We start from the raw sequence: 12669 nt of genomic DNA on the forward strand, positions 1-12669 counted from the left end.
TTGAACTTATAATTTCTTAAGACTTGTCGTCTTGTTGAAGCCGTATCTCTTGAGGGATAAGGATTTAGCTTTCAGCTGGGGTTACTTCGTCTTGCTTCTCGACCTTGTCATCCACCGCTTTAACAAGCAGCAAACCAACAGAGAATACAATCAAGCCACAAAGAACGAACACCATGCGTCCCCACATTGGGTTAGGCAGTACGAACATTGTCATTACGCCCACACCTGCAACTGCGATAAGTGAACCCAACATACGACGTTGCTTGTTATCCAGTTTCTTCTGCTCGTTACTCTCAGCAACCAATGGTGTCGCTAGGTTGTTGAAGAACTTGTCCACGTCTTTCTCACGGTGCTCAGCAAGAGGCTTGTAGAACAGTGTTGATAGTACGAAGAAGCCAGCAGTAAATACGATGTGACCGATAAGGCCGATAGCCACTTTCAGGTCAGCCCACTCACGGCCTGTTAGCTCGTTTAGACCGAACCAGTTTTGGATCATGTCAGCAGTGATAACGAAACCTACGAAGTAAGAAACCACACCACCTACAACTAGCGTGCCCCAACCTGCCCAATCCGGTGTTTTACGGATGAAGAAGCCACAGAATGCTGGAATCGTCATTGGGAAGCCTATCAATGCGCCCACGTACATCATGGTGTCGAAAAGGCTCAGACCTTTAAGAGAGTTGATGAACAGAGCAACCAAGATGATAGCGATGCCGAAGAAAGTAGACGTTAGTTTAGACACAACCATTAGCTCTTTCTCTGTCGCTTTAGGGCGAAGAATCGGCTCATAGAAGTTCTTAACGAAGATACCTGAGTTACGGTTTAGACCAGAGTCCATTGAAGACATGGTTGCTGCGAACATAGCGGCAATCAGAAGACCAACCATACCTGCTGGCATGTATTCTTGAACGAAGTAAAGGTAAGCGAAGTCAGCGGCTTTGCTGCCAGCTTCAGGGTAAGCTGCTGCTAAATCAACACCTTGACCAGCCATGAACCAAGAAGGCATGAACCAGATGATTGGACCAAGCGTCATTAGTACACATGCAAGTAGAGCGGCTTTACGTGCGTTGTTTGAGTCTTTCGCAGCAAGGTAACGGTAAGAGTTAAGCATGTTGTTGGTAATGCTGAACTGCTTTAAGAAGATGAACACAGCCCAGATGCTGAAGATGCTCATGTAGTTAAGGTTGTCACCCGTGATGAACGAGTCCGTTGGGAAGTCGCTAACGATCTGCGTAACACCGCCACCGTGGTAAATAGCAACGACTGCACATGTCACCGTTACTGCCATGATGATAACCATCTGCATAAAGTCAGATGCGATTACCGCCCAAGAGCCACCCGTCACTGACATGATCAGTACAACCAGACCCGTTAGGATAATCGTTGTTGTCATATCAAAGCCGAAGATACCCGATGCGATGATCGCTAGACCATTCAACCAGATACCTGCGGAGATAACGCTGTTTGGCATACCAGACCAAGTGAATACTTGCTCATTCACTTTACCAAAACGCATGCGAATCGCTTCAATTACCGTCACAACACGCAGTTGACGGAACTTAGGAGCGAAGTAAAGGTAGTTCATTAAGTAACCGAACGCGTTAGCAATGAAGATAATCGCTACCGCAAAACCATCGGTAAAAGCTTTACCTGCGGCGCCGGTAAATGTCCACGCACTGAACTGGGTCATAAATGCTGTTGCACCTACCATCCACCACAGCATGTTACCTCCTCCGCGGAAGTAATCACTTGTCGTACTTGTAAACGTTCTAAACATCCACCCTATCGCAATTAAGAATAGGAAATAGATGCCAACTATCAGGGTATTGAGTTCCATCTTTAAGACCTTTTTATTTATGTTTTTTGTTAGGGTCACTATAGATAGATGGCAAGCATATTTGTACTACAATAATTTAAATGCGTGACAATGATCTTACAGTCTGACTCTCAATTAATCATACAAGTGATCGAGTTCAAATTTGCACCGCCTGGGAGCACCTTTTCATCAACTTAGTGCAGACTCCAGCGCCGGAAACTCATCAAAACCCCGTAAAATAAGAACAAAGTCACTAAAACACTGATAACAGTTGTTAAAAACGGTTAATCGTTACGGAAAATTTTCATATGCGAACAACGGAAACACCGCTAGATATAGTTTATGAAAATGAATATACGCGACACATTTGTATTACAAATATCACAAATTTATAGTCAAATTTCGCTTTGAAAAGTTCCCTTCATTAGACCGCTAATAATGAAAACTTGAAAACCACTAATAGATACTGACAGTCGGCCACTGAAGTGAAATGCTTTTAACACACCGGTTACACTTTCCCCTGTCCAATAAAAAGGTGTCATTATGAAGAAATACATCCCTATATTGATTGCTCTTAGTACGATGTCTTCTATGAGTTATGCAGCTACATCACGCGAAGATGCTGTCGACTATTTACAGATGCGTAAAGGCTTGGCTTATCAAGTAAACCATTCAAAACCCTTTACTGGTCAGTTTGAAGAGAAGTTCGATAACGGACAAGTCGCGACCCAAGCTCAATTTGCCGACGGCCTAGAACTTGGTTTAGAAACCAGTTGGTATCCAAATGGCCAAGTCGCTTCTAAAGTGAATTACGTTAAAGGTGAATTACAAGGCAAGGCAGAAACCTGGTATCCCAACGGGCAGAAGAAAGCCGAGCTCAACTATAAAGACAACGAACTATCAGGTGTTGCCTCTCGATGGTATCCAAATGGCGAACAAAGCCTAACGGCAGAATACAGTGACGGACAAAAAGATGGTCAGGTCACTGACTACTACCCGAATGGCAATAAGGCGAGCCAAGCGAAATTCAGTGACGGTGAAATGGCGAACGGGAAACTGACTCGCTGGAACTCTAACGGCGACAAGGTCGAAGAACTGACGTTCAAAGACCAGAAAATCACGTCAAAACAAGTGTGGATGCCGACTCAAAGCTAGATTTGCTCAGTCGCTAGGTCTTCATAAAAGCTAAGCCTACTTTATGTCGCTTATAGAGAAATGCGTAACCTAAAACATAGCCACAAAAACTCATACTATGGTTGTTAGATAGCCTTTCTCTCAAACAAATCGACACTAGAAACGAGCATTCATGTAAACCGACGTGAATGCTCGTATTTTTTTGCCCCTAGACAGTGCCTTCCCTCTCCCGCTTGTTGTATTCCTTTCTCTTCCAGCTGACTTCCACCAATCTGTTAGTGACAAAGCGATCTCTAGCGCCAAAACAGCCTCTTAGTGACAAAAAGATCACCAATAGTCATTGAAATAATGAATATTTAACTTGTTAATAATCATTTTATAAAATACTGTTAGCAAACGTTTCCGTTGCGAGTCAGATCTCATTTTTCGTCCTCATAAGCTATTTAACACGCAAATTAGAGAAACACGATTCCAAATACGTTGTTGAGTAATATTGTTTGCTTTGGTGCCCGTCTATGAAAATTAAAACTTCCCTAATTAGCCTTACTTGTTTATCCATCCTGTCTTTACTGATCGTGGTTTCATTTACAGAACTGGCCAATCTAAAACTGATCAAACTTGAGAAAACGCTGATCAAGGTAAAGTCACTCGAAGTCTCTATGCTTCAGCTCAATCGAACAGAATTAGAGCTTCTGATAAGCCACGATAAAACGCTCAAGCCAGTGTTTGCTCAAGAGTACTCTCACTTTCAACAACTTATGGGCGGTTTCTCAGTCTTGCTTAAAGAGTCTGATATCGCAGTCCCTGAGTTAGAGAAGTTGACACTTGAAGTAAAGCAATACAACAAAGACTTTTCGTTAATGGTCGATGCCATCGACCGCAACCCCGCCAAAGTCGCTGAACTGAAATCAGAAATGAAAATGCTGTTTGAAGATATTCTCTCTATATTCATCAACGTTGAAGGCCGATTAGAACAGCAAGTCGAATCGATTCAGCAAACCATTACCACCTTCATTGTAAGCTCCATTATTACCGTCGCTGCGTTATTGATGGCGCTGTCTTTTGGCATCTCATCTCGCGTAGCAAAGAAAATAGCCTCGCTGAACTCAACCATGATGCTCGTCGCCCAACAGCGCGACTTTACCGTAAGAGCTGAAGACAAGGGATCGGATGAGATTGCCGATATCGCAAAGGCATTTAATACAGTCCTTACTGATATTCGTCAGCTCGTCGGCCAAGTTCAGGGCTCTATTAAAGAGCTCGGCAATATTTCGAACCAGCTACAACATGACGGAATGGAAGTTGAGAGTGCTTTAAACAAACAGCAGCAACAGACCGAGAACATTGCGACCGCGATAAACCAGATGGGCAGCAATATTCAAAACGTAGCGACCAACAGTGAAAACGCTTCATCCAATGCGCAAACCAGTTTCGCTACGGCAAACGAAGGTCTGAATAATGTGGCATTCACCAGAGACACCATCAATACCCTATCGACTGATCTTGTCAGTGCCAGTGAAGAAGTGAATCGCCTTTCTGTTCACTCAGAGAAGATCAATACTGTATTAGAAGTGATTAAAGACATCGCAGAACAAACCAACCTACTTGCTCTCAATGCAGCCATCGAGGCAGCTCGTGCGGGAGAACAAGGCCGTGGTTTTGCGGTGGTGGCAGATGAAGTAAGAACGTTGGCTGGCCGAACACAACTTTCGACCGAAGAGATCTCAAAGATAATCCAAGGCGTTCAAGACCAAACACAAACGGTCGTTAATACGATTCAAAGTTGTTGTGAGAAAGGCAACAGCAGCGTCGACTCTTGTGAGAATGCGCATTCAAGAATCACTTCTGTTATCGCTGACATGGAAACGATTTTAAACAACAGTTTGGAAGTGGCGAATGCAATGAAAGAGCAAAGCGCTGTTACCTCAGAGATCATTGAAAACGTGGGTGCCATTAAGCAGCTAACATTGGCCAATGTAACGGGAGCGTCGAAAAACGCCGCTTCTGCAACGTCTGTGGTAGAACAAACCGACGCACTTGAGCGAGCTGTCATCAACCTAAGAGCCTAGCTTTTAAACCGCGGTTTACACGCTTATTGAGCCTCAAACGACTCTTTACTCAAATTCCAGATAAAAAAACGCTCATGTTGCCTGTATCAACATGAGCGCAAGGGCAGATCTTCGACTACCATCTCCTACCTTTCTAAATGAAAGCAGAAGTTATAATTAGAATAGTTGGGAGCAATAATCAAAATGCTCTTGCAAGCACTTCAACGATTTCTTTTTTTCATCGATTTAGAGAGGCGTTAACCGTCTTAACTAAATTCGATTCTATATAGCAGGCGATGTCACTGCCTTGCCTACTACATTTCAAACCAGCTCTGATTGAAGCTTTTATCACCTCAAGCAAATGCCTCGTCCTTTGAACTATCCGTTCCTCTATCCACTTTACTTCACTACTTAGCGGTTGTTTGTTGAATCTACATATATTCAACATACGAAAGATAAGTGTTGCTACATAAAGTTAGTAAATAATAATGTATTACAAATAAAAATAACATCTAAAGATTCAATTTTTTGCTGTAGCGCACATTTATTGATAAACAAGAACTTTATAAACAGACTTATCAAGATGAATTAACCAATAAAAACATGATGTTATATCAACCCTTAACTTTGTAACCCTTTGTAAATAGTGGTTTTGTCACTACAACACGATCTAATTCACAGATCATCACGCCTCGGATCGCTACCATATTTGTATTATTTTAATTCAAAACAAAAGGCGTAAATATGAAAGCCCCCCGACTCCTACATCTGGCTGCCTGTATTGGTGCTATCACTTTCGGTTCACAAGCTATGGCCGCTGAATTCGTTTTCCTCGATGAAGCAACATTAGAAGCGAACCGCACTCTTCTTCAGTCAGATAAAGCTTCTGATTCAATGAAAGACGCTTACACCAAGCTGATTGAAGAAGCAGAACTAGCAATGAACGATGGTCCTTTCAGCGTTGCTGATAAAGGCATGGTTCCGCCAAGCGGTAGCAAAAACGATTACATGAGCATCAGCCCTTACTGGTGGCCTGATGAATCAAAAGAAGATGGGCTTCCATGGGTACGCCATGACGGAAAAACCAACCCAGCATCAAAAACTGACGAAACTGACTCAAAACGTATTGGCCACTTCACCCGTTCTGTTCGCGCATTAGCGATCGCCTACTACTTTAGCCAAGACGAAAAATACGCTCAGCAAGGTATCGAATATGTAAGAACTTGGTTCTTCAATGAAGATACGAAGATGAACCCGAACGTGAACTACGGACAAGGTGTGCCTGGCGTTGCTGAAGGTCGCCGCGGTGGAATCATCGATACCAGAACACTGACTGACCGCATGCTGGATTCAATCGCCATTCTGTCTCAATCACCAACGTGGACTGAGTCTGATGAAACGCAAATCACTCAGTGGTACAGCGAATATCTAGATTGGTTAATCATCGATGATCTGTCTGGTGGCCCTAAAGGCGAAGCTTACGCAGAAAACAACCACGGCACTTGGTACGACTATCAAGTAGCAGGCGTTTCTTACTTTATTGGTAACGACGCACTGGCTAAGCAGATGGTTCAGAAAGGCAAAATGCGTATCGACACACAATTCGAAAAAGATGGCTCTCAGCCCCATGAAATCGAACGTACACGTGCTTACCACTACCACTACTTCAGCCTAGACCCATTGGTCGGTATGGCTCAGATCGGTGACAAAGTCGGCATCGATCTTTGGAACTACACAAACAAAAAAGGTGGCTCTTTAGACACAGGTATTCAGCTAATGGCTGACTACAACGACCTGTCGAAAGAGTGGCCATACACACAAAAAGATGAACGTCGTCGCGTTGAACGCATGACTCCGCTTTACCTGAAAGCCGGTGTTGCTATGGAAAACCCTGAGTGGGTGAAACTGGCAACAGAAACTGACTTCAGCGAGTTCACGGTTAAGAAGAACCTAGCGGAAGTTTGGGCTCAACGAGATGTAGAACTGCTTTACCCGAAGCTTTAATCCAAATAACTACAAGGGGCTTGGTAACCGCCCCTTGAACAACCATTTTTAATTAAAAACAGTGGAACATAACAATGTTAAAAAATAATAAAATCGCTTTAGCTGTCGTCGCTACTCTATTTGCAGGCAGCGTATCAGCAGCATCACTTGACGCACGCCAAGAGTACAAACATGGTTCTGAAGACTGGGCAAGCCGTATCAAAATGAGCGGTTCTGTAGACAACCACTTCTTTGGCGCTGAAATGAAGCAAAAAGGTAAGCCTTTCTCTGAGTGGGAAGCAGCGGACAACGAGTTTGAATACGGCTACAAATTCAAAATCAGCGATCACTGGTTAATCCAACCAAGTATGCCAGTAACATTTGGTTCTGATAGCGTAACCTACAAACCACAAGTACGTGTTCAATACTCTTTCGATTCAGGTGTAAAAGCGAAGCTTCGCTACCGTCACGAGTTCCGTGACTACACCTCTGATTCTTCAAACGACAACAAGAACCGCAGTAAAGTAACAGGTAACATCGATTACAACTGGAATGCTTGGCAGTTCGGCTTCGAAGCTAACTACGCAGAAGACTTCATTGATAATGAGTGGACTGGCGGCGGCGGTGCTGACAACGAGTGGGATTACAACCTTAAAGTGGGTTACAAAGAGGCTGACTGGAGCTGGCGTCCATACGTTGAGTTCGGTAACGTTCAAGACAGCCGTGACCGTCAACTACGTAGCCGTGTAGGTATCACTTACAGCTTCTAAGAGGCATTAAAAATCTAAGATAATTACTGTCCTAATTTTCTAAGACCTAAACAAAAGCCAGCTTAATCGCTGGCTTTTTATCGTTTAAACTCGGCTCATTCAAACAAGAATCGAGTACGTGGGGCTTCTGTCCTTAGTGACTGATCCGATAAAGAAATGAAACGGTCACTTCATCGTTAGGCACGACTCTCTTCTGTTGAGCTAAAAACAACTCTGCGGTCGAGACGGCATCGGCTAGTGCATTGTGGCTGTTGTACTCCGGAAGCCCATACCTTGCACGCGTCCCAGCCAGAGTTAAGTCCACTTCTTCATGGTTGCTGATCGCTTTCTCCATGCTCTTCTCAATACACAATGTATCCAACCAAAGTAAAGGCAGTTGCCTTAAGCCATAACATCTCAGCAAATATTGGCTAATGAACTTCTCTTCGACCACACAAGCGTGTGCAACAATAATCTTGCCTTTCGCTGCTTCGAAGAAAGTGAGCATCGCATCATGAATGGATGCCCCCTCTTCTAACATCTGTGGTGTGATGTGGTTAATTACCGCAGTTTCAGCGTTGATCTGAGAATCATTGTTCAGGTAGATATGCTTGGCCGAAGCCAAATCGATTCGTCCTTTCACCACATCGACCCATCCCATAGACAAGATAAGATCTTGCTCACTGTCTAAGCCTGTGGTTTCAAGATCCAACACAATATAGTCGCTGTCTTTAGCCAAATCCGTCATTTCAGGACAAGGCTGTTCTACCAGATCATGTAACGCTTCTGGCAGCTTAACCGTACCCAGATATTGCTTACGCTTGCGTTTTATTCGCTCAAGCGGATGAAAGTAGTTCAACAAGGCTTTCATTAACGCGCTCCGAAACGAATTTTCGCCGCTTCTTGAAGGTCGGCAATGATTCTAAAGGCATCTTTCAAGTGCTTACGTTCAAAGCTACCAAAGCTGTCTGGGTTGATATTGTTGTCTGGCACTTCCCCGTTCTTCAACGCTTCTAATTGGTGGCCGAAACGGAAAGACAGAATGAACTGATACGCGCCAAGGATGTTCTTGAACGCATCATCGCTCAACATGCCTTTTTCATTGGCAGCAGCAAAGCGTTCGTCCGTTGCCGACAAATCACACTCCACCGCCAGACCGTAAATACGCGCTAAATCGATGATCAAATTAATAGCGTACTTCTTCACGTTAAGTGTTTTCTTGTTCTCACCTGACTTCTCAAGTACCAAGCTATTGAAGATACCCAAAGGCGGGTTGGTATTCACCGCATCTTTCACCAACGTGCTTAAGAACTCACGATTGCTGCGAATATTATTATGCAGTTCATCACGAAGAATGCCTTCAAATTCACTATTGCCGTAAATTGTACGAATCTCTAGGAACACACTGATGTTAAGTAAGCGTTCGTACTCAGGGTTTGCCACCCACTTTTTATAGTAGTGCTTCCATACGCTGAGCGGTTGACACCATTTTGGCGTCGCTGCCATGAATTTACCCGGACAGAGTGGGTAGTCACAGCTCGCTAAGCCGTTGGTCACCATCATGGCTAAGTGTTTGAAGTAAATACGATCACTGTCGGTTGCATCGTCTGCCAGTACGATCGCACTGTCTTGATCAGAGAGCATGTGAACTTCGTTACGAGCATGCGAACCTGCAACAATCCATGAGAAATCACACGGCGGTGGGCCCAACTTATCAATCGCGATCTGAATCAATCGGCGTGTGTAGGCATCCATAATCATGGTCATTACCTTGCCGACCGTTTCCGGTGCAACCTTACCTTCCACCAGCGCTTCAAAGATTGCTTGTCGCTCTGAAGTGAAGGAAGACATGGTTTTCACGCTGCCCGCGTATTTGATTTTCTCGATTAAGAAGATCGCTTGAACACGGTGATTTTGAACTAAGTGAGACGTCGTCAGAAGGCCAACGACTTTGTTCTCTTTCACTACAGGCAGGTTACGAATGTTGAATTGCATCATGATAGATGCGGCATGCAACACAAGATCGTCCGGTTTTACCGTGAGTGGAGAATGCGTCATTACCTCAGAGATTAAATTTTCAGTGCTAACACCGTGCGCAATCACGCGTTTGGTCATATCACGGTCGGTGATCAAGCCAACAATGGTTTCACCTTCATAAATCACCGCACAAGGAGAGCGTTGATGCAGCATTTCTACCGCGACCGATTGGATGGTTTGCTCAGACTTAACGATGGCCACCTGCCCGCTTGCCACCTCTTCAACCTTACGAATGAACAAACCCTTCTCTTTATTTGACCACACCACATCAAGCGCCGACTTCAAGCGAACCTGAGCCTGTGATGCAAAGTGTTCTGCACAACTTGGAAATGCCTTGAACAGCGTTTGAAGTGCCGAGTGTGGAATCACATAAAGTAAGGTGTTTTCGATGGCGACGGCTCGATAGCCTTTCTCGTCGTTTACTTCAGAATCTAAGAACGTAAAGCCGAACAAATCTTCACTGCCTAAGCGCGCACGAAGTACGCCATCTGATTTTCTCTGCTCCATCGAGCCCGTTCGAATGATATAGAGCGACTTCTCTTTACCCGACTCACACAGATCAACCACATCCCCTTTGCCGAGGTAAGTGATCTGAACATTAGAGGCAAGTTCACGAAGTGCTTCTTTAGGGATCTTATCGAAAGGATCTATCTGACCGATGAATTGAAGAATATTTGGCAGCAGAGACTGGGGCATAATCACACTCACAATAATTTAATTAGTATTATTATATAACTTAAAATACTGGTTACTAGTGATTTTAATAAAACGGCAAATAATAGATTAAATATTGGACACTGGTCAGGTTTTCATCAAATTTAAAGACAAAAAAAGCACGTATTGAACGTGCTTTTTTAAGAGTGCTTTCTGTTTTGTTTAAGATCCAAAAAATAAAAATCGTTTTTAAATCAGGGTCTTTCTAAAACCAAAGTCTTTTTAAAACAAAAGCTTTTTAAAACAATCAGCTAGCGACTGGTAGTCTGTGGTTCGTTTCCAACAGGTGACTTGCAGACGCTTGGCGCGCTTTATCACTGTTACCCGCCATGATTGCTTCATAAATTTGACGGTGTTCGTTAATACACGTACTTCCCTCTTCAGAAGAGTGAGAAATAAAGTTAACAAACATCGTCGTCAAGATATTACCAAACGGCAGGTAGAAGTCGTTGCCCGTTGCGTTGAAAATCAAGCTGTGGAACTTCATGTCGATATCTAACCAACTCTCTTGGTCGAATTCTTCGGCACTCGAGATTTCTACCATCTGTTGGAAAATACCCGATAGTTCAATACGTTGCTCAGCGCTCGCAAATTGAGCAGCCAACGCACACGCTTCTGGCTCAATCGCACGGCGTAAGCCTAAGAACTGGTGACAAAATTGGTCAGTGTCAGCTAGGCCATCCATCCACTCGATCAATTGTGGATCGAGGAAGTTCCAGAATGCGCGGTCAACCACACGAGTACCAATCTTAGGACGAGATTCTAGTAGACCTTTTGAAGTCAGAAGTTTCACCGCTTCTCTTAATGCTGTTCTACTGATACCAAATTGCTCACACAGAGCCATTTCACCAGGGATAATAGAACCTTGAGGCAAATTGCCCGACAAAATACCACGAGCGATTTCACGTGCAACTTGCACATGAAGGCTTCGCTTAGAGCCTGAAATCGAATTGAAAGAGCCAGCCATGTGTCTACTTACTTATTAGATATGTATTATTTAACCCGGACTATAGCACTGATTTATATCTGCACCAACTCAGTATAAGAATAACGTGAGGTCACTCCTGATATAGTCTAGAGCAATATTTCACTCACCTTATACCTATTCAACACATTAGACCTCTTCAATCTATTTATTCATACAAATAGTTCTTATTTACACTTTTTGAGTATGCGCAAACTCACAAAACCACTCTTACTCTCACTATTTATGTCGTTAATGATCGGTTTTGAGATGAACACCCTTGAATATGGCAAGTGTTATTGTATGATTTATTCACGCAAATAATCTACAATATAGGCGACTCTGATGTTTAACGATTTAAAAGGCAAACGCATTCTAATTACTGGCTCTACCGCTGGTATGGGCTTAGCTACCGCACGTATTTTTGCAAAGTATGGTGCAAAGATTGGCATCAATAGTCGTGCTTTCAGCCAAAAAGTGGATGACGTTCTAACAGAACTCACTGCACTGGGTGGTGATGTTGCGTTTTTCCCAGCAAATCTGATGGACACATCAGAGTGCGAAAGATTAGTTAAAGAGTTCACTGAGCATTTTGGTGGCATGGATGTCTTGATCAATAACGCAGGTGGCTTAGGCGGTCGTGCAAATCTAGAAAGTATCGATGACGAGTTTTATGAACGAGTCATGGATCTCAACGTTCGCTCTGCATTAATGACAACCAAGTTCTCTATCCCCCACTTACGTGCTTCTGCTGCTGAGTCGGGGCAAACATCGTGTGTTATCAGCACGGGTTCGATTGCCGCTCGTGAAGGTGGCGGTGTGGGTGCTGGCATCTATGCAGCTTCAAAAGCGTGGTTACACGACATTCACCGTAACTGGGTGAAAGAGTTTGCGAAAGACAATATCCGTTTCAACATTGTTTCTCCGGGCACTATCGATACTGCATTTCACGATGGTAAAAGCGACGAGCTAAAATCGAACATTGCTAGCAACATCCCAATGGGGCGCTTTGGCGATATCGAAGAAGTTGCACCGACTTTTGCTTTCTTTGCATCCCATGCTTGCAGCGGTTACATCACAGGACAAATCTTGGATGTCAACGGCGGACAGATAGCGCCTTAGCTTAACGGCTGTAGCTCAGCTTTAAGGCAGCACTTTAAGTTACACATTACATTAGGTCACAAGACCTTAATAGATGAGGCAAAACCTCACGCTATATTAGAC

The 12669-nt window shown here is 43.8% G+C and carries 9 protein-coding genes; 5 read left to right on the forward strand and 4 right to left on the reverse strand.

The features are described 5' to 3' along the window. Window positions 1-64: 64 nt before the first annotated feature. The gene (locus OCV12_RS09485; protein WP_026084408.1) at window positions 65-1837 is read right to left on the reverse strand and encodes a sodium:solute symporter family transporter; all 1773 of its coding nucleotides are present in this window, start codon (window positions 1835-1837) and stop codon (window positions 65-67) included. Window positions 1838-2359: 522 nt separating this feature from the next. Between OCV12_RS09485 and OCV12_RS09490 the strand changes: the two genes are divergently transcribed. The 4 genes from OCV12_RS09490 to OCV12_RS09505 all read left to right on the forward strand — a co-directional run bounded on the left by OCV12_RS09490 (window position 2360) and on the right by OCV12_RS09505 (window position 7751). Further along, window positions 2360-2971 (forward strand): toxin-antitoxin system YwqK family antitoxin, encoded by a 612-nt coding sequence (locus tag OCV12_RS09490; protein ID WP_261884509.1) that lies wholly within the window; start codon window positions 2360-2362, stop codon window positions 2969-2971. A gap of 494 nt (window positions 2972-3465) precedes the next feature. Further along, complete coding sequence (locus tag OCV12_RS09495; protein WP_261884510.1) at window positions 3466-5019, forward strand: methyl-accepting chemotaxis protein; 1554 nt, start codon at window positions 3466-3468, stop codon at window positions 5017-5019. A gap of 723 nt (window positions 5020-5742) precedes the next feature. After that, window positions 5743-7002 carry an alginate lyase family protein gene (locus OCV12_RS09500; protein WP_123304940.1) on the forward strand — a complete coding sequence of 420 codons (1260 nt, stop codon included), beginning with the start codon at window positions 5743-5745 and terminating at the stop codon, window positions 7000-7002. 74 nt (window positions 7003-7076) lie between these two features. Then, a complete protein-coding gene (locus tag OCV12_RS09505) occupies window positions 7077-7751 on the forward strand; it encodes an oligogalacturonate-specific porin KdgM family protein (RefSeq protein WP_017632460.1) in 675 nt (224 codons plus the stop codon). A gap of 133 nt (window positions 7752-7884) precedes the next feature. On the opposite strand, the gene OCV12_RS09510 is transcribed toward OCV12_RS09505, so the two are convergent. From OCV12_RS09510 to OCV12_RS09520, 3 genes are all read right to left on the reverse strand, one after another. After that, on the reverse strand, window positions 7885-8601 hold the full coding sequence (locus OCV12_RS09510) for a 3'-5' exonuclease (protein ID WP_048663523.1): 717 nt from the start codon (window positions 8599-8601) through the stop codon (window positions 7885-7887). Continuing rightward, on the reverse strand, window positions 8601-10463 hold the full coding sequence (locus OCV12_RS09515) for a DUF294 nucleotidyltransferase-like domain-containing protein (protein ID WP_017632462.1): 1863 nt from the start codon (window positions 10461-10463) through the stop codon (window positions 8601-8603). Before OCV12_RS09515 ends, OCV12_RS09510 begins: the two co-directional genes overlap by 1 nt. A 265-nt stretch (window positions 10464-10728) precedes the next feature. Then, on the reverse strand, window positions 10729-11448 hold the full coding sequence (locus tag OCV12_RS09520; RefSeq protein WP_017632463.1) for a FadR/GntR family transcriptional regulator: 720 nt from the start codon (window positions 11446-11448) through the stop codon (window positions 10729-10731). Window positions 11449-11790: 342 nt separating this feature from the next. Between OCV12_RS09520 and OCV12_RS09525 the strand changes: the two genes are divergently transcribed. Then, entirely contained in the window at window positions 11791-12567 is a 777-nt protein-coding gene (locus OCV12_RS09525; RefSeq protein ID WP_261884511.1) for an SDR family NAD(P)-dependent oxidoreductase, read from the forward strand. Window positions 12568-12669: the final 102 nt, after the last annotated feature.

It is taken from the genome of Vibrio pomeroyi (genome assembly GCF_024347595.1).
In the GTDB taxonomy this organism is placed as follows: Bacteria; Pseudomonadota; Gammaproteobacteria; order Enterobacterales; family Vibrionaceae; genus Vibrio; species Vibrio pomeroyi.